At 69.8% G+C, this 26,208-nt stretch carries 18 protein-coding genes; 7 read left to right on the top strand and 11 right to left on the bottom strand.

Annotated features, from left to right (window positions below; genetic code table 11):
* Positions 1-4 precede the first annotated feature (4 nt).
* From BMZ38_RS15735 to BMZ38_RS15775, 9 genes are all read right to left on the bottom strand, one after another.
* Positions 5-184, bottom strand: coding sequence for an Em GEA1 (EM1) (locus tag BMZ38_RS15735; RefSeq protein ID WP_091339926.1), 180 nt, complete (start codon positions 182-184; stop codon positions 5-7).
* Positions 185-207: 23 nt separating this feature from the next.
* Entirely contained in the window at positions 208-414 is a 207-nt protein-coding gene (locus BMZ38_RS15740) for a DUF2795 domain-containing protein (protein ID WP_091339927.1), read from the bottom strand.
* Positions 415-429: 15 nt separating this feature from the next.
* Complete coding sequence (locus tag BMZ38_RS15745) at positions 430-747, bottom strand: hypothetical protein (RefSeq protein ID WP_091339929.1); 318 nt, start codon at positions 745-747, stop codon at positions 430-432.
* A 196-nt stretch (positions 748-943) separates the two neighbouring features.
* The gene (locus tag BMZ38_RS15750; protein WP_091339931.1) at positions 944-1,177 is read right to left on the bottom strand and encodes a KGG domain-containing protein; all 234 of its coding nucleotides are present in this window, start codon (positions 1,175-1,177) and stop codon (positions 944-946) included.
* Between the two features lie 57 nt (positions 1,178-1,234).
* Positions 1,235-1,417, bottom strand: coding sequence for a hypothetical protein (locus BMZ38_RS15755; protein WP_091339934.1), 183 nt, complete (start codon positions 1,415-1,417; stop codon positions 1,235-1,237).
* 409 nt (positions 1,418-1,826) lie between these two features.
* Complete coding sequence (locus tag BMZ38_RS15760) at positions 1,827-5,573, bottom strand: translocation/assembly module TamB domain-containing protein (protein WP_091339937.1); 3,747 nt, start codon at positions 5,571-5,573, stop codon at positions 1,827-1,829.
* Positions 5,574-5,670: 97 nt separating this feature from the next.
* Positions 5,671-7,428, bottom strand: a complete 1,758-nt coding sequence (locus tag BMZ38_RS15765; RefSeq protein WP_091339938.1) for an autotransporter assembly complex protein TamA — start codon at positions 7,426-7,428, stop codon at positions 5,671-5,673.
* Positions 7,429-7,571: 143 nt separating this feature from the next.
* Positions 7,572-10,172, bottom strand: coding sequence for a glycosyltransferase family 2 protein (locus tag BMZ38_RS15770; protein ID WP_091339941.1), 2,601 nt, complete (start codon positions 10,170-10,172; stop codon positions 7,572-7,574).
* A 185-nt stretch (positions 10,173-10,357) separates the two neighbouring features.
* A complete protein-coding gene (locus tag BMZ38_RS15775) occupies positions 10,358-10,822 on the bottom strand; it encodes a Dps family protein (protein ID WP_091339943.1) in 465 nt (154 codons plus the stop codon).
* Positions 10,823-10,929: 107 nt separating this feature from the next.
* Here BMZ38_RS15775 and hrpA point away from each other — a divergent pair, with 107 nt between their 5' ends.
* The 6 genes from hrpA (at position 10,930) to BMZ38_RS15805 (ending at position 22,973) form a co-directional block, all read left to right on the top strand.
* Entirely contained in the window at positions 10,930-15,054 is a 4,125-nt protein-coding gene (gene hrpA, locus BMZ38_RS15780; protein ID WP_091339945.1) for an ATP-dependent RNA helicase HrpA, read from the top strand.
* Positions 15,055-15,159: 105 nt separating this feature from the next.
* On the top strand, positions 15,160-17,274 hold the full coding sequence (locus tag BMZ38_RS15785) for a RelA/SpoT family protein (RefSeq protein ID WP_091339948.1): 2,115 nt from the start codon (positions 15,160-15,162) through the stop codon (positions 17,272-17,274).
* 75 nt (positions 17,275-17,349) lie between these two features.
* Positions 17,350-19,101 carry a tetratricopeptide repeat protein gene (locus BMZ38_RS15790; protein ID WP_091339951.1) on the top strand — a complete coding sequence of 584 codons (1,752 nt, stop codon included), beginning with the start codon at positions 17,350-17,352 and terminating at the stop codon, positions 19,099-19,101.
* A 10-nt stretch (positions 19,102-19,111) separates the two neighbouring features.
* Positions 19,112-19,945, top strand: coding sequence for an SDR family oxidoreductase (locus BMZ38_RS15795; RefSeq protein WP_091339954.1), 834 nt, complete (start codon positions 19,112-19,114; stop codon positions 19,943-19,945).
* Positions 19,946-20,114: 169 nt separating this feature from the next.
* The gene (gene mrcB, locus BMZ38_RS15800; protein WP_425431893.1) at positions 20,115-22,427 is read left to right on the top strand and encodes a penicillin-binding protein 1B; all 2,313 of its coding nucleotides are present in this window, start codon (positions 20,115-20,117) and stop codon (positions 22,425-22,427) included.
* A 24-nt stretch (positions 22,428-22,451) separates the two neighbouring features.
* A complete protein-coding gene (locus tag BMZ38_RS15805; RefSeq protein ID WP_091339958.1) occupies positions 22,452-22,973 on the top strand; it encodes a tetratricopeptide repeat protein in 522 nt (173 codons plus the stop codon).
* 111 nt (positions 22,974-23,084) lie between these two features.
* Here the strand turns inward: BMZ38_RS15805 and BMZ38_RS15810 are convergent, their stop codons facing one another.
* Entirely contained in the window at positions 23,085-23,474 is a 390-nt protein-coding gene (locus BMZ38_RS15810) for an MAPEG family protein (protein WP_091339961.1), read from the bottom strand.
* A 126-nt stretch (positions 23,475-23,600) separates the two neighbouring features.
* A complete protein-coding gene (locus tag BMZ38_RS15815) occupies positions 23,601-24,170 on the bottom strand; it encodes a TMEM175 family protein (protein WP_091340030.1) in 570 nt (189 codons plus the stop codon).
* 98 nt (positions 24,171-24,268) lie between these two features.
* On the opposite strand from BMZ38_RS15815, the gene yoaA reads away from it, so the two are divergent.
* Positions 24,269-26,206 carry a DNA repair helicase YoaA gene (yoaA, locus tag BMZ38_RS15820; RefSeq protein ID WP_091340031.1) on the top strand — a complete coding sequence of 646 codons (1,938 nt, stop codon included), beginning with the start codon at positions 24,269-24,271 and terminating at the stop codon, positions 26,204-26,206.
* Positions 26,207-26,208 lie beyond the last annotated feature (2 nt).

The following is a 26,208-nucleotide window of genomic DNA, read 5'->3' on the forward strand; positions in this document are numbered from 1 at the left end:
GGGCTCAGTGTTTCTTGTGCTCGGACTGCTTGCCTTCCTGGACCAGTTCGCTCACGCGCTGGCCGCCCTTCTCGCCGAGCTTCTGGTAACCCTCGTGGCCCAGTTCGTCCTTGCGTGCCTCGCCGCCCTCGTGGCCGGCTTCGCGGACGGTCATGTCGCCCTTGTCGTGGGTCTGTTTGTTCATGGGTGTCTCCTGCGGTTGCCGGGCTACTCGATCTCGCCGTAGCCCTTCATCACGTCCTGCGGACCGCCGTAGTGGTCCTCGGGCAGCTTGCGGATGGTCTGCATCACCTCATCGGGGGCATCGTTGCGCCGCGCCGCTTCGATGAGGTCCTGCTTGTCGGCCGGGTAGCCCACGCCGGACAGGTACTTCTGCACGTTGGCCGGCGAATTGCCTCCTAAACCTCGTGTCATGACGTACCTCCGCGATTACTCGCCGCCCTCGGACTCTTTGCCCTTGTTGATCAGGTCGCGTACGCGCTCGCCGCCCTTCTGGCCGAGCTCGGAATAACCTTCCGGCCCCAGCTGCTGCTTGCGGGTCTCGCCGCCTTCGCGGCCGATCTCGCTCATCGCGTTCGGGCCACGCTGCTCGCGCAGTGCTTCGACGCCCTGGTGGCCGAGGTCCGAGTAACCCTCGGGACCCAGCTGCTCCTTGCGGACTTCGCCGCCTTTCTGGCCGGCTTCGCGCACGCTCATGTCGCCGCTGCCGTGGGAGGGTGTCTGGTTGTTGCGGTCGTTGTTTGCCATGGTGTTTCTCCAGGTGGGTGGATGGGGAGCCCGTCAGACGGGCGGGGCATGCTTTGCAACCCGTGTGCCAGTGCGTTGGGTACCGCGGCGCGCCATTTGCGGGGGCCGAAGGGCAGTGGCAGCCGTGTAATTTGCGCCTGCCCGTGGAAAGAACTGCTGGCCTCGCGGGCGCGTGTGGGTCGCCTGTCTGCGCTCGTCAGTCGCCCTCGCTCTGCTTGCCCTTGTTGATCAGGTCGCGCACGCGGTGGCCGCCCTTGGTGCCCAGCTCCGAGTAGCCCTCGGGGCCGAGTTCTTCCTTGCGCGCTTCGCCGCCCTTCTTGCCGATGGCCGAATAGCCCTCGGGGCCGAGCTGTTCCTTGCGGATCTCGCCGCCTTTCTGGCCGGCTTCGCGAACGGTCATGTCGCCCTTGTCGCTGTTCTGGTTCTTCATGGATGTCTCCTTCGGTGGTGGGGAAAGAAAACTTGCCGCGGTCGCTGCAAACGCGGATCAGTGGCGGCGGCCGCCACGGTCTTCGGCCTCGTGGCCCTTCTCGACCAGCTCGCGTTCGCGCTGACCACCCTTGTGGCCGCCCATCTGGCCGGCTTCACGGACGGTCATGTCGCCCTTGTCGCTGCCATGGGCCTGCTTGGAGTGCTGCTGATTGCGATCGTTTGGCTGCTTCTGGCTCATCTGTCGACTCCAGTGGTGGATCGTGGTGACCGAACCCGTGCTCGGTGCCGTCCTTGCCGCTCGGCCTGGTGGCCTTCGCTGGCCAGCTCCTGCATGCGCTGCCCGGGCACCCAGGGGATTGCAACAGCGATGCCAGAGGGAAAATCGCATCACCATGCCGGTTGCGCTGCTCAGCGCAGAGCGCACGCTGAAAAAATGCGTGGCGAGGGGAAAGAACTACAGGCGCGGCCACGCGGCTGGCTGTGCGTTCGGCGGGCGCGGCGCACCGCGCTCGCTCGCGACTGGCGTGCGGCGGCGAGGGCGGGGCGATGGGAGCGCACGCGGCAGCGCGTGCCGACGCCGCGCGCGCTCCTGCGGGGATGTGCGGCGAGGTTCGGTTCGGCGGCTGCCCTGCATCCGCCTGCGCTACCTAGCGCTCCAGCCGGTAGTTGAGGCTCGCGCGGCTGAACTCGGTGGCGTTCTGTACCTCGAGGTTCCAGCGCTGACTCAGGCGGTAGCGCAGGGTGATCACCTGGCCGGGCTCGAACAGTCCCACGCCGTAGCTCAGGTACAGCCGCGGCGAGAGGTACTTGCCGACGGTGAAAGCCGACTCGCCGCCCAGCGCCTCGTTGCTCGATACGCCGATCTCGTCGATGCCCAGCCGGCTGCCGATGCTCTTGGCGAGCAGGTCGCCGGCCGCCGAGCCCAGTGCCTGCGCAGCCGCACCGACCATGTTGCCTTCGCCGCCGCTGACCTGCGAAAGCGGCTTGCCGGTGATCAGGTAGGAGAGCGCGTCGGACTGTTCCATCGGCGGATTGGAGAACACCGTGAGGATCGGCCGTTGCGCCGTGCCGGTGATCAGCAGGCCGACCTCCTGGCCCTCGTCGATGGTCGCGTTGGGGTTGAGGCTGCGTGCCGCACGGATGTTGAGGCCGGGGTTGTCGATCGGCGTGCCGGCGAACAGCAGCTTGCCGGCCTCGATGTTCAGGTCCTGGCCGTAGGCCTTGTAGGTGCCACTCACGCCGATCTGGCCCTCGCCGCGCGTGGCGCTGCCGGGCTGCTCGATCACCGTGAGCGTCCCGGTGAGGCGGCCGTCCAGGCCCTTGCCGGCCAGGTGCGTGCGGCTGCCCAGGTCGACCTTCACCCGCGCGCTGATCGGCAATCGCGCGCCGGCCTGCTCCTGTTCGCGCTCGTCGACCACCACCACGTCGGGCGAGGCCTTGGTCGCGCCGCCGCCGGGCAGGCGATCGAGATTGACGTCGGCGCTGTCCAGCGCCACCGCGCCGGTGACAAGCACGCCCTGGGCGTCGCGCTGCACGCGCAGGTCCGGCGTCAGCGCCACCTTGGCGGCCGGAATGTCGGCGACGGTCACGTTCTTGCCGGTGAGCGTGATCGCGCTGGGCGCCTGTGCGGTGAGGCCGTAGCTGCCGCCGATCGCGAGCGTGCCCTTGCCGGAGCGCACGTGGCCGTCGAGCTCCAGGTGTTGCGCGTCCGGCGCGCGCAGCACCAGCGCGCCGTCGGTGAGCTTCAGGCCGAGGGCGGGAGCCTCGGCGGCGAAGCCATCGACGGTGGCCTGGCCCGTCACCGCCGGTTGCGCCAGGGTGCCGGCAAAGCCGAAGCGGCCGTCGAGCCGCCCCTTGACGTTCGCGACCTCGCTGGTGAGCAGCTCGAGCGGGGCGAGGCTGTCGAGCTTGAGGGTAAGTTCGCCGCCGAGGGCGTGCGCGTCGCCGTCCATCGTGATCCGGCCGTCCAGGCGCCCGTTTGCATTGAGCGCGGCATGCGCCTCCACCTGCTGACGGCCTGGCGCCAGGTCGGCGTCGACGGCGAGATCCCGCCAGGCCAGCAGCGGCCGCTGCGCCTGCTGCGTATAAGTGATCGAGCCCTGGTCCGAGGCCAGCGACGCGCGGCCGCTGAGGGCGCCGCCGGCGTTGCGCTTGAGCGTGCCCTCGCCATGCAGGCTGCCGTCGGCGCGCAGTGGCAGGTCGGCGTAGCCGGCGGCGTTGAGCAGCAGCGCCAGCGGCAGCGCCCGCAGCCGGTAGCTGGCAGCAAGATTCCCGGCCTTGTCCTGCTTGCCCTGCACGCACAGCAGCGGGTCGCCGGCGGTGAGGCACAGTTCCGACAAAGCCAGTGTGCCCTGGTCGTAGTCCAGCGTGGCCGGTGCCTGCAGGCGCCAGCGCGGCAGGCCCCGCGGTTCGAGCTCGAGCTTGTCGAGCGTGCCATGCCAGTGGGCCTGCTTCAGGCCCCCGTGCAATGCCAGCGAGGCGGAGAGCTGGCGGCCGTTCGCATCGAGCTTCAGCTGGTGCGCCGCCTCCGTGCCGCCGGCATGCAGCGTGAGCGTGTCGAAGGCCAGGCCACCGAGCCAGGCGTCGCGCGCGTCAAGCTCGACGTTTCCGCTCGGCCGGCCGATGTCCGGCACGTGCGCCTTGAGGTCCAGCCGGCCGACACGCTGGGTGCCGTAGGCGAGCGTGCGGCCGTGCACGTCGCCGTCGACACCGAGTGCGGGCGGCCGGCCGGTGACGTGGATGTGCGCTTCGAGCTGGCCGCCGGCATCGGGCAGCCAGTCGGCCAGCGTGGCGATGGCCAGTTGCACCTGCACGTCGTTGCGCGCGCCGGGCCTGGCCTGGACCGACACGTGGCTGCCGCCGGAGGCGAGCGAGAGCGTGCCATCCAGCACCTGGTTGGGCGCCAGGTGCAGCTTGCCGTGGCCCTTGATCGCTCGCCCGCGCAGGCGGCCGTCGAGCCGGGCGAGGTCGAGCGTGGCGTCGGGATGGCCTGAGGGCAGGCTGCCGCGGGTCTGCAGCTGTGCATCCAGCGCGCCGGTCCAGCCGGCGAGGAGCTGGCCCGGGTCGAAGTCGTCGGCTTCGGCCGCCAGCTCCCAGCCGAAGGCCGGCTGCAGGGTGAGCGTGCCTTGCGCATGCAGGTGGCCCTGCGGCTGCCTGATGTCGAGCGTCTGCAGGGCCAACCGTCGTGGCGTGCCGTCCAGATTCACCGCCAGTTGTGCGAGCTTGCCGGGTGGGCCGATGGCGATGCTGCCCTCGGCGTGGAACCTTGCCGTGCTGCCGTGCACGTCGAGGTCGCCATGGCTGGCCAGGGCCTGGCCGCCCAGTTCCGCGGGCAGCGCGAGGTCTTGCCAGGCGAGGTGCAGGTTGCCGGCGATCGGCCTGGTATCCAGTCGCACCTTCCCTTGCGCCTCGAGCCGGCCTTTGATCTGCGGCGAGGTGAGGGTGAGCGTCTGCAACGTCAGCAGCGAGCGGTCGTCGCTGAGTTGCGCGCGCAGCGGTGCCAGTTGCAGCCGCCAGTCATTGAGGTCGACGTTGCCGGTGAGCGTGCCGCCGTGGCGGTTGCCGCTGCCCTTCAGATCCAGCGCCAGGCTTCGCAGCGTGCCCTCGCCGAGCAGCGGCGCGGGATCGAAGCGTGGCGCGGCAAGCGTGGCGCTCCACGGCCAGGCGTCGCCCTGCTGCAGCGCGAGGTGCAGCTTCGCGGTCATCGGCTGGCCGAACGCGAGGTCGAGCCGCGCGTGCGAGCCGTCGCTGCGTGCCTGCAGCTGGCCCGCGTAGGTGGTGTCACCCAGCTTCCAGGCAAAGCTGGCATGGCCGTCGCCGCGGTAGGCATTGCCGATGGCGACGGTGCCGTCCGCGTCGACGCGCCCTTGCGGCGAGCGCAGGCGCAGCGCGCGTATGGCCATGCCCTGGGCATCCCAGCGGCCGGCGAGGTCCAGGCTGTTGGCGGTGAACAGCGGTTGGCCGTTCTGGTGGATGACGAGGTCGCCGACGTGCGCCTGGTCGAGCTGGATGGCCAGTGGCGGCTTCAGCGAGAGTGGGCCGTTGCGCTGCTCGCTCGGCGCCGGCGGGGGCAGGGCGACGTCGACGCCCTGCACGTCCAGCGTGTCGACGTGCAGGCGCTTGCCGAGCAGCGGCCACAGGCGCAGATCAAGCTTTGCGCGGGCGACGCGCACGTCCAGGCCCTTGCCATCGGCGTAGCGCAGGTTCTCGAGCTCGAGCGGACCGGCGAGGCTGCCGCTGGCCCGCTGCACGCTGAGCGCGCCGTTGGTGAAACCGCTGGCGCGGGCCAGTGCGAAGCGCAGGCCCGCGTTGCTGTCGAGCAGCCACCACAAGCCCAGCGCCAGCAGCACGAGCACGGCCAGCAGCGCCACGCCGATGCGCCTGAGCCACTTCATGCGCGCTCCCCCCGTCCGCTGCCCGGATACGACCCGTCGCGCGCGGGGGATGGAGCGCCGCAACGCATCGCATGCCAGCGTGGGCCCATCGTGCGCATCACAGGTCCGGCCCTATCACCACGTGCAGCTGAATCCCGTGGGCATGGTCGTCGTGGATGGGCGTGCCCACGTCGACGCGGATCATCCCTACCGGCGAAAGCCACCGCACGCCCAGGCCGGCGCCGATGCGCGGCCGGTAGTCGGTGCCGTTGAACGCGTTGCCCGCGTCGACGAAGGCGGCCATGCCCCAGTTGCGGGTGAAGTAGTGCTCCACCTCGGTGCTGGCCACCAGCAGGTTGCGGCCGCCGATCACCCGGTCGAAGCTGTTGCGCGGGCCGATCGCCTGGTAGCCGTAGCCGCGCACGGAGCGGTCGCCGCCAGCGAAGAAGCGCAGCTGCGGCGGCAGGGCGCTGAAGTCGCCGGTCGAGGTGATGCCGGCGCTGGCGCGCAGGATCAGCCGGTCGCGCCGGCTGAACGCATCGATCCACTTGGCATCCGCGGCGAGCTGGCTGAAGCGCGTGCTCGACAGCAGGGTGCCGGCGGTGCTGCGCGCGTACACGCTGAGCGACCAGCCATGCCGGACGAAAGTGGGGTTGTCGCCGTGCTTCCTCGACAGCGAGGCCTCGGCGAACACCAGCTTGCTGCGGCCGTGCTCGATGCCCGGCGCGTTGTCCGGCTCGTTGCCGCGCTTGCCCACGGTGAAGGTGCCGATCACCGCGTGCGCACCGACGGTACGCGTCCAGCCGTGCCACAGCTCGGTCTCGTTGCCGACCAGCTCCAGCGTGCGCGATTGCGAGGTGACCGTATTGGCATCGCGGAAATTGGCGCCGAAGTTGAGGCTGCGCTGCGCGCTTCCCGGCAGCGGGATCGTGTAGAGCGTCGACAGCGTCTTCAGCCGCTGCGCCAGCACCAGCTCGTTCTTCCACTTGTGCCCGCGACTGTTGATCCAGCGCCGCTCCACGCCCACCCGGACGCCGACCCCGGTGTCGGTGCCGAAGAACGGTCCGCCGGTGTAGACGCTGCGCTTGGCCGGCTGCAGCTGAACGTCCACGTCGACCGTGCGGTCGCCGTCGTCGACGTTGGGCAATACGTTCACCACCGAGAAATAGTCGGCACCGTTGAGCGCCTCCTGCAGGACCAGCAGATCGGCCTGATCGAAGTACTCGCCGCGGTGGAACGGCACGTAGCGGTCGAGGAAACCCGGATCGAACTGCGAGCCCTTGAACTCGACCTTGCCGAAGCGGTAGCGCGGGCCGGCCAGCCAGGCGAGTTCCACCACCGCGCTGCGGTCGGCGCGGGTCACCGCCACCTTGTGGGTGACCAGCCTGGCGCCGAGGAAGCCGTTGGCGGTCAGCGCGGCGCTGACGTCGTCGCGGGCCTTCTCATAGGCGCCGTGGTTGAGCACGGCACCCTTGAGCCGTTCGACGGCGCGCTCGGCGCGGCGGATCGGCGCGATCTTCAGCGCCGCCTCGTCCAGCTTCACGCGCACCTGCGTGATGCGCACCGGCTCGCCCGGCTTCACCGTCAGCGTGACCCGCCAGTCGTCCGCGCCGGCCTGGGTGAGCGTGCCCTGCACGCTGGCTTCGTAATAGCCGTAGGGCTCAAGCGCAGCGCGTACTTCGGCGGGAGCCTCGTCGTAGAGACGGCGGACCTGCGCCTCGCTGACCGGGCGGTTGGCGTACTGCGAGATTGCCACGCCGGACTGCACGGCGGTCTTCAGCGGATCGTCCACGCCCTTGACCGTCAGCCGAACGCCGGCCTGCGCTGCCAGGGGCAGCAGCAGGAGCAGTGCGATCAGGCATGGGAAGTGGCGCATGCGTCGGGGAACGTCCCTGTGCGGTTGCCGGCGGGTGTGCCAGCTTAGCGGCGGGGATGTTTTCACCGCATAAACGGGTCAACCTGGAGCGCTCACTCCTTCAAGCAGGAACCGCATGTGATTTTGTTGACGGGCGAGCCCCGTCAACCGGCCTTGTCGCCCGCCTTGTGCGCGATCCAGGCGCCGGCCACGGCGGAGAAGTACGGGATCGACTGCGCGGCCAGGATGAACATCCACAGCGTGCCCTCGATGTAGCGGGTGCCGAAGGCGTGCGCCATGCCGACGATGCACAGCACCAGCGCGCAGGCCATCAGCAGTTCCTCGCGCACGGGCGCGAAGGCGGCGAAGCCCGATTCGCCCAGGCGGCGACTCTTGGCGGTCACCACGAAGGCGGTCTTCTCGCGGGTCAGGCCGTGCAGGATGCCGCGCGCGATCGCATGCGACAGGCCCATGCTGGCCACCGAGGCCATCAGCGTGTCGTACCAGCCGCAAGGCACCCGCGCGCGATAGAGCACCACGCCGAAGATCGCCTTGGCGAAGAAGAAGCCGATCACCGGGATCAGGAACAGCTGCATCGGCAGGCTGAAGTACTGCGGGTAGGCCACCATGCCGGCGGTCCAGAACAGCGCCATCAAGGTAAAGATCAGGTGCAGCGCGTCGGCGAACCAGCTGAACCAGCCGGTGAGGAAGTGGAAGCGCTGGCCCAGCGAGAGCGGCCCCTTGCTGGTCATCCACTCCCAGCGGCCCTTGAGGATCTGCATGGCGCCGAACGCCCAGCGGTAGCGTTGGCTCTTGTAGGCCTTGAAGTCGGCGGGGGTCAGGCCCTTGCCCATCAGTTCGTCGACGTAGACCAGCTCGTAGCCGGCGTGCATCAGGCGCAGGCCGAGTTCGGCGTCCTCGCAGATGGTCCATTCCGACCAGCCGCCGGTGCCTTCCAGCGCGCTGCGGCGGACCATCGTCATGGTGCCGTGCTGGATGATCGCGTTGCGCTCGTTGCGATGGTGCATGCCGATGCGGAAGAAGCCGTCGAACTCCCAGGCAGTCATGCGGCGGAAGCGGTTGTGCTCGAAGTCGCGGTGTGCCTGCGGGCACTGCACCACGGCCACTTTCGGGTCGTGGAAGTAGCCGGTGAGCGTGGACAGCCAGTCCGGCCGCACCACGTAGTCGGCATCGATCACCGCGACGACCTCGGCCTGCGGGTCGGTTTCCTTCAGGCCGAAGTTGAGTGCGCCGGCCTTGAACCCCGGCCAGGGCTCCAGGTGGAAGAAGCGGAAGCGCTTGCCCAGTTGCTCGCAGTACGCCTCGACCGGCTTCCACACGTCCGGGTTCTTGGTGTTGTTGTCGATCACCAGGACTTCGAAGTTCTCGTAGTCCAGCGCGGCCAGCGAGTCGAGCGTGAGCATCACCATCTCCGGCGGCTCGTTGTAGCAGGCCAGGTGGATGGAGACGAACGGCTGCCGGTCGGGCCGGTCGGGCTTGAGCATGCCGGCATGGCGCTGCCAGCGCCGGCGCCACAGCACCTCGGTGAACTCGAATCCGTTGATCAGCAGGATCGCCAGGATCGCGATCTGTGCGGGGAACAACAGGACCAGCATGGTCCAGTCGACCCAGCTCAGGTAGAAGTTGAACGGCAGCGTGGCCGACCACACGACCAGGCCGCAGGCGAGCTGGATCAGCAGGCAGAAGAACAGCCGCCCCATCAGCCTGAAGCGCTTGAACTTGCGCGCAAACCAGATCATCGGGATCAGCGCGAGCAGGCTCGCCGCCAGCGCCTTCCACGGCCAGGCGGTGTCCTCGGTGACCGGGCCGGTAAACGGAAACTTCAGCTGCCGGTCGGCGTTGAAGGTGCCCCAGTAGGCGCCGGTGCGGCCCTCGCCCAGGTTCTCCTTCCAGGGCTGGTCGAAGGCTTCCAGCAGGTAGTAGTCGATGTTGCGCGCCTTGGCGGCGTTCAACCAGTCACGGACGAAAATCGCTTCGTTGGAGATCGACGGGTCGGCGTACTCGTGCCGGTCGCCGTTGGACGGCCAGCCGATCTCGCCGATCACCACCGGTTTGTCGGGGTAATGCTGGACGATGTTGTAGTAGGCGCCCAATGCTGCGTCGACCGCGTCCTTGCGCGCGATGCCGTTCCAGAACGGGAACAGGTGGATGGTGACGAAGTCGACGTGCTCGGCCAGTTCCGGGTATTTCAACCAGATGTAGTCCGGCTCGGCGATCGACACCGGCTGGCGGATCGCCGCGCGGGCGCGGTCGAGGTAGGCCTCCATCTGTTCCACGGTCAGGTCGCCGCGGAACAGCACCTCGTTGCCCACGATGACCCGGTGGATGGTTTCCGGATAGCGGCGCGCCAGCGCGATCAGCGCATCGAGTTCCTTCTCGTTGTTGATCAGGCGCGTGTCGATATTGGCCCCGGCCATCACCTTCAGGCCTTCCTTCTCGGCCAGGCGGTAGACCTGCGGGTTCTCCAGCGTGGAGTAGGTGCGGATGCGCGGGGTGTAGCGGCGCAGGAGCTTGAGATCGGCGTCGATCTCCTCGTCTGACGGGAAATCCTGCTTGAGCGGGTTCTGGTAGCGCTGGAACACCGATACCGAGAAGCCGCTGATCGGCCCGCGGAAGTCCTCCGGGCCATGCGGACGGTTGCCCCACCACCACAGTCCGATGTTGAGCGCGGCGACGATCAGCGCGAGCAGGATGGCCGCAAGCAGCGGGAAGCGGCTGTCGTGTCTGGCTGCTGTGGCGCTCAAAAACGTTCCCCGTCGGACGCCTCCATCTGAGGCCAATCAAGCCCGCGGAGCTTAACGACCCGGGTGAGATGGCTCAATAAAGGCCGCGAGGGGTGGTCAGCGCGAGGTCAGCCGTAGCGACGGCGGCGGGCCTTCGCGGGAGCCGAGGGCGCAGGGAAGGCACCCTGCGCCCTTTGGCCATGGGGTCACTTGAGCAGCGAACGCAGCATCCAGGCCGTCTTCTCATGCTCCTTCAGCCGCCCGGTGAGCATGTCGGCGGTGCCTTCGTCGCCACCGTCCTGGGCCACCTTGATGGTGCCGCGCGCGGTGTGGGCGGCGATTTCATGGCCCTCGACCAGTTGGCCGACCATCTCCTTCCATTCCGGCACGCCCGGCTCTTCCTTGATCGAGGTGAGCTTGGCGAACTGGCTGTAAGAGCCAGGCGCGGGCACGTCCAGGGTGCGGATGCGCTCGGCGATCTCGTCGGCGGCCAGCCACAGTTCGTTGTACTGGGTCTCGAACATGGCGTGCAGGCTGTTGAACTGCGGGCCGGTGACGTTCCAATGGAAGCTGTGGGTCTTCAGGTACAGCGAGTAGGTGTCGGCGAGCAGCTTGGACAGCTGACTGGCGATGGTCTGTCGCGCTTGCGGAGCAATACCGATGTTCGTCATGGAAGTTCCTCCTTGTGGGTGCCGATCCAAGGTACCGGCCGGAGCGCCCGGCGTGAAATGAATCGTTCCGATGGAGCCCATAGCCTGCGGCTATCATGTGCGGCCCCATGAACGACACCTCCTCCACGACGCCCCCGCAAGAGCCCCTGCGTACCCTGCGCGATGCGCTTGCGGGCGTGAGCAGCCGCGACTTCGGCCGCCTGCTGGGCCGCTGGCGCGGGCTTTCGCGCCAACCGGACGCGCGCAAGCTCGATGCGCTGGCGGCCGACGTCGCCGCCTCGGCGGCGAGGCGGCAGGCACGCGCCGCGGCCAAGCCGGCTATCCGGCTGGACGAGTCGCTGCCGATCACGGCGCGTGCCGACGAAATCGTCGAGCTGATCCGCAAGCACCAGGTGGTGGTGATCGCCGGCGAAACCGGTTCGGGCAAGACCACCCAGCTGCCCAAGCTGTGCCTGGCCGCCGGTCGCGGCGAGGCGGGCATGATCGGTTGCACGCAGCCGCGCCGGCTGGCCGCGCGCTCGGTGGCGCGGCGCGTGGCCGAGGAGCTGGGCACGCCGCTGGGCGAGCAGGTCGGTTTCCAGGTGCGCTTCACCGACCAGGTGTCCGAGCGCACGCTGGTCAAGTTCATGACCGACGGCATCCTGCTGGCCGAGACGCAGGGCGATCCGTGGCTGTCCAGCTACGACACGGTGATCATCGACGAGGCGCACGAGCGCAGCCTCAACATCGACTTCCTGCTCGGCTACCTCAAGCGGCTGGCCGCGAAGCGGCCGGAGCTGAAGATCATCGTGACCTCGGCCACGATCGACACGGCGCGCTTCGCCGAGCACTTCGACGACGCGCCGGTGGTGTCGGTGGAAGGCCGTGCCTATCCGGTCGAGGTGCGCTGGCGTCCCGCGGAAACGGCCGCGGTGCAGCCGGCGCGCGACCGCGGACCGCAAGTGCGCGGTGCATCCGAACGGGTGCAGCAGGGCAGCGCGGAACACCTCGGCCTGGTGGTCGACGAGATCATGTCCGACCGCAGCCTCGGCGGCGGCCCCGGCGACGTACTGGTGTTCCTGCCCGGCGAGCGCGAGATCCGCGACGCGCACCTGCTGCTCTCGCGTCGCCAGTACCGCGAGACCGAGGTGCTGCCGCTGTACGCACGCCTGTCGGCGGCCGATCAGGACCGCGTGTTCAAGCCCGGCCCGAAGCGGCGCATCGTGCTGGCCACCAACGTGGCCGAGACCTCGCTCACCGTGCCGCGCATCCGTTACGTGGTCGACACCGGCAGTGCGCGGGTGATGCGCTATAGCCAGCGCAGCCAGCTCGAGCGCCTGCATGTCGAATCCATCTCGCGGGCCGCGGCCGACCAGCGCAAGGGCCGTTGCGGCCGCATCGGGCCGGGCATCTGCTACCGCCTCTACGATGAGGCGGATTTCGACAGCCGCCCGCGCTACACCGATCCGGAGCTGCTGCGCTCGTCGCTCGCCAACGTGATCCTGCGGATGCTCTCGCTGAAGCTCGGCGAGGTGGAGGATTTCCCGTTCCTCGAAGCGCCCGACCCGCGCATGGTGGCCGATGGCTACCGTCGCCTGGCGGAGATCTCCGCGATCGACGAGCGTCGTCACCTCACCCCGATTGGCCGCCAGCTGGCGCGGCTGCCGATCGACGTGCAGCTGGCGCGCATGCTGGTGGAGGCGCACGAGCGCCAGGCCTTGCGCGAGCTGCTGGTGATCGTGGCGTTCCTGTCCATCCAGGACCCGCGCGAGCGGCCCGCCGATGCACGGCAGCAGGCCGATGCCGCGCATGCGGCGTTCGCCGATCCGAAGTCGGATTTCGTCGGCGTGCTCAATCTCTGGCGCGAATACACCAAGGCGCACGAGGAGCTGACCCAGTCGAAGCTGCGCGACTGGTGCGGGCGGCATTTCCTGTCCTTCCTGCGCATGCGCGAGTGGCGCGAGCTGCACCGGCAGTTGCTGTTGGTGGTGGCGGAGTTGGGGTGGAAGCTGGACGCCAGCGCAAAGCCTGCTCCCTCTCCCCCCGGGGGAGAAGACCGGAGCGAGGGGGCACGCTCGCGGCAGAGTCCCCACGGGGCGGGTGGGCGCGCTTCGCGCAGCGAAGCGTCACCCCCTCGCCGCTCCAGGAAAGCTTCCGGCGGGCCCCGACCCTTCATCCCGGAGGGGAGGGGGAGCGAGGCGGAGGCAAGCCCGGAACAATACGAAGCGATCCACCGCGCGCTACTCGCCGGCCTGCCGACCCAGGTCGGCCACAAGGACGACAAGGGCGTCTACCGCTCCACCCGCGAGCGCCGCTTCCAGGTCTTCCCGGGCTCGGCACTGGCGAAGACGCCGCCGGCCTGGATCTTCGCCGCGCAGATTCTGGACGTCGGCGGCCGCGTGTGGGGCATGAGCTGCGCCCGCGTCGAGCCGGCCTGGATCGAACAGCAGGCCGCGCACCTGGTGAAGGCGAGCTGCCGCGACGCGCACTGGTCGAGCAAGCGCGGCACGGTGGTCGCCTACGAGCAGGTCAGCCTGTTTGGCCTCACGCTGGTCGAGCGCCGTCCGGTCACCTTCCAGAGGCAGGACCCGGCGCTGGCCCACGCGATCTTCCTGCGCGAGGCGCTGGCGCGTGGCGCGCTCGATGCCCGCGCCGATTTCGTGCGCGCCAACCAGCGCGTGCTGGCGCAGGCGCACGAGGTCGAAGCCAAGCAGCGCCGCGAAGGCCTGGTCCGCAGCGAGGAGGACCTGGCGGCATTCTTCGAGGGCAAGCTACCCGGGGACATCGCCAGTACGCGTGCCCTGGATGCCTGGTACAGCCGCGCGCGTCCGGTCGAGCAGGCGGCCCTGCGCTGGTCGCTGGACGAGGTGATGGCCGGTGGCGCCGGCCTGGATCCGAAGGCGTTCCCCGCCATGCTCGAGATATCCGGACCTGCCGGCGGTCCGCCCCAGCGCTACAAGCTCGAATACCGTTTTGTCCCCGGTGACGAAGCCGATGGAGTCACCTTGCAGCTGCCGCTGGCGATGCTCAACGCGCTGCCGGCCGGCCGCTGCGAGTGGCTGGTGCCCGGCCTGCTCGCCGACAAGGTGGCCGAGCTGATCCGCGGGCTGCCCAAGGCGCTGCGACGCAATTTCGTGCCCGCGCCCGATTTCGCACGCGCCTTCGTCGAGGCCGAGGCGCCGCGCGACCAGCCGCTGGCCGAGGCCCTGGCCGGGTTCCTCAGGCGCACCACCGGCGCCGAGGCACCGCCGGCCGAATTCGCTGCGGCCGCACTGCCCGCGCACCTCAGCATGCGCTTCCGCCTGCACGACGAGCGCGGCAGGACGCTGGCCACCGGCCGCGATCTCGCCGTCCTGCGAGGCCAGTGGGAAGGCCAGGCGCGCGAGGCCTTCTCGCGCAAGACCGACGTGGAGCTGACCCGGGAGGACGTCACCCGCTGGGATTTCGAGGAAATCCCGGCGCAGGTTCGCTCCGAGGGCGGCCTGACAGCCTTTCCGGCGCTGGTGGACCTGGGCCAGACCGTGGCGCTGCGGGTGTTCGAGCGCAGCGACGAGGCGCGCGCGGCGCACCTGAAGGGGGTCGAGCGGCTGCTGCGCAACGCCCTGGCCAGCGAAATGAAGCAGGCCCGCCGGCGGCTGCCGATCGCCAACGCGCTGTCGCTCAAGTACGCGCCGCTGGGCAGCGTCGATTCGCTGCGCGAGGACCTGGTCGAAGGCGGCTTCGCCGATCTGCTGGCCGCGCACGCACTCGATGCGCGCACTGCGGCGGAATTCGAGGCGTTGCGCGTGACGCTCGCGCGCGAGCTGTTCGGCGCCGCGGTCGAGCGCCTGAAGCTGGTCGAGCCGGTCATCGAGGCGCAGGCGGAGCTCAAGCCCTGGCTGGAACCGCCGCTGGTCGGTTTTGCCCGCGCCAGCTACGACGATCTGCGTGAGCAGCTCGACGCGCTGCTTGCGCCCGGCTTCGCGCGCGAACTGCCAACCGCCCGCCTGGCCCACTACCCGCGCTACCTCAAGGCCATGCGCCTGCGCGCCGAACGCCTGCGCCAGGATCCGGCGAAGGACCAGCAGCGCATGCTGCAGGTGCTTCCCTACTGGCGCGAGTACCTGCGCCACCGGGCCACCGACGTCGGGGTGCTGGACGAACTGCGCTGGTTGATCGAGGAATGGCGCGTATCACTGTTCGCGCAGGAACTGAAAACCGCCGAGCCGGTCTCTGCCAAGCGCCTGGCGCGGGCGCTCGACGCGCTGTCGTGAGCCCGTAGGCGGGCGTGGGCGGGCTTCGGCGCACGGCCGGCTGCCGGGTGCGGCGATGGCGGGCTGAAGCCTCCCTGCATGCGTTCTTCTAGAATGTCGTCTCCCATGTCCCAACCCGCCCATCCCGCATCGACGCGCCTCGCCGCATGGCGGGCGCGCGCGGCTGCCTCGCCGCCGCTGGCCGCCGCGCTGGCCGCCGGCGCGCCGGCGAACGAAAGCGAGTGTGCGGACACGCTGGAGCTGCTCGCGATGCTCGGCTGCGACGCGAAGACCCAGGCCGCGGCCGTGTGGTTCGAGCTGGCCCAGCGCGATCCGCAGGCATGGACCGGGCACGCCAGCGCGCTGCCGCCGGAGACGCAGCGACTAGTCGAAGGCCAGCTCGCCGCGCAGAAGGTCTGGGCGCTGCACGCGCAGCGCGAGACCGGCACCTCCGAGGGCCTGCGCCGACTGCTGCTGGCGATCATCCGCGACCTGCGCGTGGTGTTCGTGCTGCTGGCGCGGCAGCTGGCGAAGATGCGCGGCGCGGCGGCGCTGCCGGAGGCCGAACGCACCGCGCTGGCCCGGCTCACCCGCGACATCCACGCGCCGTTGGCCAACCGGCTGGGTATCTGGCAGCTGAAGTGGGAGCTGGAGGACCTGTCCTTCCGTTACCTCGAGCCGGATACGTACAAGCGCATCGCGCGCCTGCTCGACGAACGCCGCGCCGACCGCGAAGCCTTCATCGCCCAGGTGCTTGCCGAGCTCGGCACGGCACTAGAAGCAGCCGGCATCAAGGCCGACCTGGCCGGCCGCCCCAAGCACATCTATTCCATCTGGAAGAAGATGCAGCGCAAGGGCCTGGAATTCACCGACCTGTACGACATCCGAGCGGTCCGCATCCTGGTCGACAGCGTGGCCGACTGCTACGCCGCGCTGGGGGTGGTGCACGCACAGTGGCAACACCTGCCGCGCGAGTTCGACGACTACCTGGCGCGCCCGAAGGGCAATGGCTACCGGTCGCTGCACACCGCGGTGATCGGGCCGCAAGGCAAGACGCTGGAGGTGCAGATCCGTACCCACGCCATGCACCGCGACAACGAACTGGGCGTGGCCGCGCACTGGCGCTACAAGGAAGGCGGCGGAGCCGACGCCGAGTTCGAGGCCAAGATCGCCTGGATGCGCAAGCTGCTCGAACCACGCGCGGACGAGGACGTGGCGGCGGAACTGCGCACAGAGCTGCTGGAAGACCGCGTCTACCTGCTCACGCCCAAGGGCGAAGTGTTCGACCTGCCGCACGGCGCGACGGTGCTGGATTTTGCCTATTACGTGCACACCGAGGTAGGCCACCGCTGCCGCGGCGCCAAGGTCAACGGCCGCATCGTGCCGCTGACGCACCAGCCGCGCAGCGGCGACCGCGTGGAGATCATCACCGCCAAGAACGCCGAGCCCAGCCGTGACTGGCTGTCGCCGCACCATGGCTACCTAAACACCAGCCGTGCGCGCGAGAAGGCGCGCGGCTGGTTCCGGCGCATCGCCCACGACGCCAACCTGGCTGCGGGCCGCGCGCTGCTCGAGCGCGAACTCAGGCGCCTGGCGCTGCCCGCGGCCGACCTGACGAAGCTGCCTGCGCATTTCCACGTGAAGACGCACGACGAACTGCTGGTCGCGCTCGCGCTGGGCGAAGTCAGTGGCGGCCAGATCGCGCGCGTGCTGCAGGAGGCTGCGCAGCCGGTCGAGCCGGCGCCGCCGCCGGCGCCGCCGGTGGCGCGCCACGTCGCGCCCGATCATGGCGCCCTGCGCATCGAGGGCGTCGGCAATTTGCTTACGGTGCTGGCCCGCTGCTGCCAGCCGCTGCCGGGCGATCCGGTACGCGGCTTCATCACCAAGGGCCGCGGCGTATCGGTGCACCGCGCCGACTGCGCCAGCCTGGCGCGGCTGGCGCGGCGCGATCCGGACCGGGTCATCGAAGTGGAGTGGGGCAGGGCCGCGGTGCAGTCCTACCAGGTCGACATCGAACTGCGCGGTTACGACCGCAAGGGCCTGCAGAAGGACGTCACCAACCTGATCAGCAACGTGGGCACACCGATCGTCGCCTCCGCCAGCCGCGTGGATGGCCGCACCGGCGAGGTGGAAATGCGCTTCACCCTGCGCGTGCGCGACTTCGAGCAGCTTTCCGGCCTGTTGGGCAAGCTGCTCGCATTGCCCAATGTCGTCGAGGCCCGGCGCGTCAGCGCAACCTGAATGCGCGGACTTCACCGGCCGGCGGATGAAGTGGGCGATGCTAAGCTGGATGCGTTGCCAGGACAGCCTTGGACCATGAGCGGACGCAGAGACCAAAACGCACGGGACGGGCGCGCCGAACCCACGCTGGGCGATCTGGGCAACCTGGATGCACCGCGACCGCCTCGCGTGGACGACCCGGACGACCGCCTGCCGCGCATCGACTTCGAGACGCCGCGGCGTGCGCCGCCGGGGCGCCATCGCCGTCTGCGCGTGCGCAGCTGGCACCTGCTGGTGCTGATGCTGGTGCTGGTCCTCGCCGGTGGTGCATGGATGCTCCACCAGTACCAGAACAGCCTGCGCGACATGGTCCCGCGCACCGAACTCAATGACGTGCTGAGCCGAGCCGACAAGGCGCTGCAGGACGGCCGCCTGGACGGTACCGACGGCACCAGTGCGCGCGAGCTGTACCAGGCCGCGCGCGCGCTCGAGCCGGACAACGACCGCGCCCGCGACGGCCTGCATCAGGTCGGCATGGCAGAGCTATCGCGCGCCGACGCGGCCTACCGCGGCGGACGCCTGGACGAGGCGCAGCGCGAGCTCGCCGTTGCCCGCGAACTGCTCGGCGGCGGCACCGACGTCGACCGGCTCGGCCGCATGATCGAGCAGACGCGCGGCGCCGCCGAACCCGCCGACGGGCTGGTGGAACAGGCGCGGCAGGCGCTCGCCGCCGGCCAGCTCACCGGCAAGGACGGCGCCGGGGCGTTGTACCAGCGCATGCTCGCCGCCGATCCGGACAACGCCGTCGCCAAGCACGGGCTGGACCAGGTCGGTGGCGCCCTCGCCAACCAGGCGCGCGCCGCGCTTGCCCACGACGACGCGACCGCGGCCTCCACCACCATCGACCAGTTGGCCGCGCTGCTGCCGAGCTACGGCGACCTGCCGGCGCTGCGCGCCGCGCTCGCGCAGGCGCAGCACAAAGACGACGGGGCACTGCTGGAGGCCATCTCGCAGGGCCAGCAGGCGCTGCGAGATGGTCGCATCAGCGGCGCCGGCGGCGACACCGCGCTGGCGCACTTCCAGGCCGCGCTGAAGCTCGATCCGGAAAATCCACAGGCGCGTGCCGGCCTGGGCCAGGTCGCGCAGGCGCTGGTGGTGCAGGCCAATGCGGCGCTCGACGCCGACGACACGGAACAGGCCTCCGGCCTGCTCGACCAGGCCGAAGCGTTGGCGCCCAAGTCGGCCGACCTCGCCGCCGCGCGTGCACGGCTACGCACCAAGATGGCGCAGATCCAGCCTTCCCACGCGCAGCCTGCGCCGACCGTGGCGGCACCGACCCAGGCCCCTCCGGCGCAAGCGCCGGCGCAGGCCGAGCCGCCCCCGCCGCCTCCGCCGCAACTGACCGCCGACCAGATCGAGCAGGTTGCCGAGCTGGTGCGCCGGGCCCGCAGCGCCGCCTCGCAAGGGCAGATCATGTTGCCGCCAGGCGAGAGCGCCTACGACCTTTATCGCAACGCACTGGCCATCGACGGCAACAACCAGGCCGCGCTGCAGGGCCTGGAAGACCTGCCCAGCCTGGTGGTGCAGCAGTTCAACCAGGCGCTGTCCGGCAGCCAGCTGGACAAGGCCGGTGAGTTGCTCGGGGCGCTGGGTGACCTCTCGCCCGGCGACTCCAATGCCAGTGTGCTGCGCGGGCGGCTGGTCGACGCCTGGCTCGACCAGGCCGAGCAGCAGCTCAACCGCGGTGACCGCGCCAATGCCGCGCAATCGATCGCGCAGGCGCGCAAGCTCGCGCCCTACCAGCCGCGCGTGACCGAGCTTTCGCTGCGCCTGCAGTCGGGTCACTGAGCGGTTCCGCATGACTGTCGTGGTGTTCGGGGCCAGCGGCCAGATCGGCCATTTCCTGCTGCCGCGGCTGCGGGCGCGCGGCGAGCCGGTGATCGCGGTGAGCCGGCGGCCGCATGCCGGAGGCGATCGCGATGGCGTGCAATGGTTCGAAGGCAGCCTGCCCGACCTGGTGCCGGGGTTGCCGCCCGCCGCCGCCATCATCAGTTTCGGGCCACTGCTGCCGTTCGCGCGGTGGCTTGCCGCCGCGGCGCCGCCGAATGCGCCGCGGATCGTTGCGACCAGTTCGATGAGCGCGCAGAGCAAGGCCGCGTCGCAGGTACCCGCCGAGCGCGAGATCGCGCGGCAGCTGAAGCAGGGCGAGACGGAACTGGCCGCAGCCTGCGCGACGCTGGGTTGCGGCTGGACCGTGCTGCGTCCCACGCTGATCTATGGCGCCGCACGCGACAAGAGCCTTACCCCGCTGGCCCACCGTGCCATGCGCGCGCGCCTTTTCCCGCTTCCCGCCGGTCGTGGCCTGCGCCAACCGGTGCATGCCGACGACATCGCGCTGGCCGCGGTGGCGGCGATCGACCATCCCGCCGATCGCGTGCTGATGCTCGGCGGCGGCGAGCGGCTGCGCTCGGCCGAGATGTTCGCCCGCGTCCGCCGCAGTTTGCCGGTCGCCACGCTGCCGGTGCCGCTGCCCGCGTGGCTGCTGCGCATGGTGCGCCACGCAGTGCCGCGCCTGCGCGGACCGCTGACACGGCTGGAGGCCGACCTGGTAGCCGACAACGGCGAAGTCGAGCGCCTGCTCGGCGTGCATCCGCGTCCGTTCCGGCCGGATGCGGGTTGCTGGCGTTCCTGATCCTTCTTGCCGAGGGAAAACCGCGCGGCCGGGACAGAGGGCGGTTGCCCCGGTATCGCCATGCACCGGCCAGCCCCGCGCCTCGAAGGCAGGCCCGCGTTCAGATGCGCGCCGGGTGGCACGCCCTATCATCGGAGTCCACCTTGGATCCAGGTTCCCGACCTTGGCAATGATCTCCCGCATGGGCGCGTTGGCGCGCCACGCCTGGCGCTGGCTGCGCATCCCGTTCTGGGTGGTGCTGGGCCTGGGCCTGGGTTTCCTGTTGCCATACACGCTGATCCTCAACAAGCGCGTGCAGGACCGCTTCAACGACCTGGTCTTCGCCGTGCCTACGCGCGTGTACGCGCGGCCGCTGGAACTGGCGCAGGGCGTGCCGATGTCGCCGTCCGCGCTGGAGCTGGAACTGACCTTCGCCGGCTACACCCACGACGCCAGCGGCAAGGTACCGGGCAGCTGGACGCGCAACGGCAGCCGCTACGTGATCTCCTCGCGCGGCTACGCCGGCCCGGATGGTGGCGAGCTGCCCAAGCGCATCCGCGTGGCGCTCGGGCATGGCCAGGTGGAATCGCTGGACGACGCAGCCAGCGGCGCGCCGATCAAGCTCGCCCACCTCGACCCCGCGCGCATCGCCACCGTGTACGGCGCGCAGCAGGAAGAGCGCCGCATCGTGCGCCTGGCCGACGTGCCGCCGCTGCTGGTCAAAGGCCTGCAGGCGGTCGAAGACCGCGACTTCAAGCACCACATCGGGCTGGATTTCTCGGCCATCCTGCGTGCCGCCTTCGCCAACCTGCGCGCGGGCCACACCGTGCAGGGCGGCTCGACGCTGACCCAGCAGCTGGTGCGCAACCTGTTCCTGGACCGCAGCCAGAACCTGGTGCGCAAGTTCAACGAGGCGCTGCTCTCGCTGCTGATCGAGGCGCACTACTCGAAAGACCGCATCCTGGAGGCCTACATCAACGAGGTCTTCCTCGGCCAGCAAGGCAGCCAGGCGGTGCACGGTTTCGCCGCGGGCGCCGAGTTCTATTTCGGTCGCCGGATGGAAGACCTGCGGCCGCAGGAGATCGCGTTGCTGGTCGGCATGGTCAAGGGGCCGAGCTACTACGACCCGCGCCGGTACCCTGCGCGCGCGCTGGAACGCCGCAACCTGGTGCTGAAGGAGTTCTACGACACCGGCCTGCTGGACGCCAACCAGGTCAACGCCGCGCAGGCCGCGCCGCTGGACATCGCCTCCAGCGCGCAATTGCCGCACAACCGCTTCCCTGCCTTCATGCAGCTGGTGCGCGCGCAGATCACCAACGACTTCGACGACGAGACGTTGCGCAATGGCAAGCTGTCGATCTTCACCACGCTCGATCCGGCGGCGCAGCTCTATGCCGAGCAGGCGGTCGCCCATTCGCTCAAGGGCATGGGCAAGCGTGGCGACAAGGTGCAGGCGGCCGGCGTGGTGACCGACACCCACACCGGCAGCGTGCTGGCGGTGGTCGGCAGCAAGGCGCCGGGCGACACCGGCTTCAACCGCGCACTGGATGCGCGCCGGCCGATGGGTTCGCTGGTCAAGCCGTTCGTCTACCTGGTGGCGCTGACCGATCCGGCGCACTGGAACCTGGCCACGCCGCTGGACGATTCGCCGATCATGCTGCGCCAGCCCAATGGCAAGACCTGGATGCCGCAGAACGACGACAACCAGTCGCACGGCTTCGTGCCGATGGTCGACGCGCTGGCGCACTCGTGGAACCTGGCCACGATCCATCTCGGGCTGGCCATCGGCGTACAGCGCGTCAAGGCATTCCTCGAATCTTTCGGCTTCACCGACATCAATCCGAGTCCCTCGATGCTGATCGGCGCGGTCGACATGTCGCCGTTCCAGGTGGCGCAGCTGTACGAATACCTCGCCGCGGACGGCCACGCGCTGCCGCTGCTGGCGGTGCGCGGCGTGGTCGATGGCAGCGGCCACACCGTCAAGCGCTACGAGGTCGAGGGGGGCAAGGGCGAGTACCAGCAAGCGGTGCGGCTGATCACCTGGGCGATGCAGCAGGTGGCCGAATACGGCACCGCGCACAGCCTGGGCGATTCCTCGCTGGCGTGGCTCAACGCCGCCGGCAAGACCGGCACCAGCAACGACATGCGCGACAGCTGGTTCGCCGGTTTCACCGCTGACCGCCTGGCGGTGTTCTGGATGGGCCGCGACGACAACAAGCCGACCGGGCTGTTCGGCGCCACCGGCGGCCTGCGCGCCTGGCAGGACCTGTTCCGCCACCTGCCCACGCGGTCGCTCTCCGCGGCACCCGGCGAAGGCCTGGAAATGGCCTGGATCAACCCGGCCGACGGCAAGCCCACCCAGCCGCACTGCGAGGGCGCGCGGCAGTTCCCGGTGGTCGCCGGTTCGCTCCCGGCGGATACCGAGGGCTGCTTCTGGCAGCGCATCGGTGACATGTTCGGCGGCAGTGCGCCCGCACCTGCCACCACCACCACGCAACCCTGAAGTTTTTCCGCCTGAGACCTTTCGATGCTTGCCGTTCGACGCTTCCGCCTTGCCACTCCCGCTCTCGCCACGCTGCTGCTCGCCGGCTGCTTCACCGCACCACCGCAGGAGCAAAGGCCGGTTCGCCCTGCCCATGACATGGTCGCTGCGATCCGCGCCGCCGGCGCACGCGAGCAGTCGGTGATCGACGTGGCGCCGCTGCGTGACCCGGGCATCAGCGCGTGGCAGGAGGCCGCCCAGGCCGACGAGCGCGCCGGGCGTTATACCGATGCGGCCGCCAAGCTCGACCAGGCACTCAAGCTCAGCCCCGAGTCGCCGGAACTGCTGCAGGACCGCGCCGAAGTCGCCGTGCGCCAGCACGACTACGCCACCGCCGAACGCCTCGCGCGCCAGTCCTGGTCACTCGGCCCGCAACTGGGGCCGCTGTGCGCGCGCAATTGGCAGACGGTGGTTGAAATGCGCCTGCAGGCCGGTGACGAAGCTGGCGCCGCCGCCGCCCGCAAGGGTGTGCAGGCTTGCCACAAGGAAGGCGTGCCGCGGTACTGAGCGGCGGCTCGCGCGCCTTACTCCACTTCGTTCCCACAGCCACGATCCGTATCTTCGCGACCACTGCAGCCGAACGAAAATCAGTTCACTGCGCCCTCGGCCTGCCTCACTTCAGAACAGCGCCACCAGCAACAACACCAGCCCGGCGATGCTCACCGCCCACACCAGCGTGCGCAGGTACGGAATCCCCGCGGCATAGATCGGCACGTAGACCAGCCGCCCCCAGAAATACAGCTGCGCACCCAACGCGCTGGTCGCGTCCTGCCGTGCCGCTGCCACCAGCGCGAGCACCAACGCTGCGAAGAAGGCGAAGGTCTCCAGGAAATTGGCACGCGCGCGGTCCAGCCGCCCGGCCACGCCGGTCAGCGCCGGCGGCGGTTCGTCGCGCGAACTGGCCGCCCAGGCCGAGCCGCGCTGTCCCATTCCCGCCGCGGCGGCGGCGAGGATCTGCACCAGCCCCAGAATCACGCTCCACACCAGCATGCGGATTTCGACGCTCATGGTCTGCTCCTGTGGTTGGACGGGAATGATGGTGATACACCCGGTGGATGGAGGCCAATCCCGCGTGCACGCGTCGCAACGGCGGCCGCCCTGGGCAACCTGGCGATGCGGGCGCGGTGGAACGGGTCAGCCAGCCACATCCGGCCGCAGGTGAAGAATCAACCCCGCGCATACCAGGCCCAAGCCGACCCGCGGGGCGGTCATTGCCACCAGTCCGGCCGTCGCGAAGATCGCCAGCACCGCAAGTGATCGCCGCCGGGCCAGGCGGCGCGTGCGTTCGCCCACGTGTTCTCCCCCGGCAAGCACCTGCCACTCGAAAAGGTTGTAGGCGATGTCGATACAAACGAAGAGCCCTGCATAGAAAACGACCGGTGCCGATGCGAGCCCGGTCCGGGCGACCCATGAAGTGGCGAAGGGCAGTAGCGACACAAGGAACAGGTGCAGGAAATTCGTCCACATGAAGCCGAGCGTCGGCGGCCCGGCCAGGCGCATCAGGTGATGGTGGTTGATCCAGATCACGGCAATGAAGAGGTAGCTCAGCACGTAGCTGGCGGCGGTCGGCCATAGCGGCAGCAGCGCCGAGAACGCCGCCACGTCCGGCGCCTTCAGCTCCAGCACCATGATCGTCACGATCACCGCGAACACCGCGTCGGAGTAGCCGGCCAGCCGGTGCGCGGTCGCTTTTTCCTCACCCATGGCGTTCCCCGGATCGCAGATGCGGAATGCAACCATGGTGCGCCGGCATGGGCCTGCTCGCCAGTGCGCGTGCGCGCCGCCTCGGCGATACTTGCGCGATGACCGATCCCCACGACATCGGCGCACTGCTGGGCGCCGACGGCCCGTTTGCCCGCGAGCTGCCCAACTTCGCCCCGCGCCTGGCTCAGCAGGCGATGGCGCGCTCGGTCGCGGACGCGATCACGAACCGTGACACGCTCGTCGCCGAGGCCGGCACCGGCACGGGCAAGACCTACGCCTACCTCGTCCCCGCCTTGCTCTCGGGCGAGCGGGTGATCGTCTCCACCGGCACCAAGGCGCTGCAGGACCAGCTCTACTTCCGCGACCTGCCGAAGGTACGTGCCGTGCTCGGCACGCGGGGCAAGGCCGCGCTGCTCAAGGGTCGCGCCAACTACCTGTGCCTGTACCGGTTGGACCAGACCGTGCGCGAGGGCAGCACCTTCGAGCGCACGGAAGCTTCGCAGCTGGCCGCCATCCGCGCCTGGTCGGCGCGCACCCGCGCCGGCGACCGCATGGAACTGGCCGAGGTGCCGGAGGAGTCGCCGCTGTGGCCGCGCGTCACCTCCACGCCGGAGAACTGCGTGGGCGTCGAGTGCCCGTTCTTCGACGACTGCCACGTGGTCAAAGCCCGCCGCGAAGCGCAGGAGGCCGACCTGGTGGTAGTCAACCACCACCTGCTGTTCGCCGACCTGGCGCTCAAGCAGGAAGGCTTCGGCGAGATCCTGCCCGGCGCCAGCGCGTTCATCCTCGACGAGGCGCACCAGGTGCCGGAACTCGCCGGCCAGTTCTTTTCGCAGAGCGTGAGCGCGCGCCAACTCGCCGACCTTGCCGCCGACGCGCTGCGCGAGTGCAACGGCGTCACCGGCGCCATCGGCCTGCTGCTGGAACCGGCCGAAGCGTTGCAGGGGGCGCTGCGGCGCCTGCGCCTGGCGATGGACACCCTGCCGACGCGTGGCCCGTTCCAGCAACTGGACGCGCTGGCCGCCGTGCATGACGGCCTGCAGGACCTGGGCGAGCTGCTCGCTGCCTTCACCGACCTGCTGGCCTCGCAGGCCGAACGCTCGCGCGGCCTGGCCAACGCGCACGAGCGCGCGGCGGTATGGACCGAACGGCTCGACCGCATCGTCGAAGGCGGCGGCGAACAGGACGTGCGCTGGTACGAATTGTTTCCCCGCGGCTTCGCGCTGCACGCCACGCCGCTGGACCTCGCGGCGCCACTTCGCGCCATGCGCGAGCGCACCCAGGCGGCATGGATCCACACCTCGGCGACGCTCTCGGTCGCCGGCAGCTTCGACCACTTCGCCCGCCAGCTCGGCCTCGAAGACCCGCAGACGCTCAACCTGGACAGCCCGTTCGACTACGCCACCCAGGCGCTGTGCTACCTGCCTCCCGGGCTGCCCGATCCCAACGCGCGCGACCATACCGAGCGCGTTATAGATGCCGCGTTACCGGTGCTGGAAGCCTCGCACGGCCGCGCCTTCCTGCTGTTCACCTCGCACCGCGCGCTGCGCCGCGCCGCCGAGCTGCTGGCCGACCGCGTGCCCTGGCCGCTGTTCGTGCAGGGCAGCGCGCCACGCCACCAGTTGCTGGAAGACTTCCGCGCCAGCGGCCACGGCGTGTTGCTCGGCGCGGCCAGTTTCTGGGAAGGCGTCGACGTGGCCGGCGAGGCGTTGAGCGTGGTGGTGATCGACAAGCTGCCTTTCGCCGCACCCGACGACCCGGTGCTGCAGGCGCGCCTGGATGCGCTGGAGCAATCGGGCATCAACCCCTTCATGGGTTGGCAGGTGCCCGCCGCCGCCATCGCGCTCAAGCAGGGTGCCGGCCGCCTGATCCGCGACGTGCACGACCGCGGCGTGCTGGTGCTGTGCGACCCGCGCCTGACCACCAAGGGCTACGGCCGCCTGTTCCTCGCCAGCCTGCCGCCGATGCCGCGCACGCGCGAACTGGCGGACGTGCAGGCGTTCTTCGGCAATGCGGCGGTGCCCATGGCCGGCTGAGT

This window comes from Frateuria terrea, from assembly GCF_900115705.1.
GTDB lineage: Bacteria > Pseudomonadota > Gammaproteobacteria > Xanthomonadales > Rhodanobacteraceae > Frateuria_A > Frateuria_A terrea.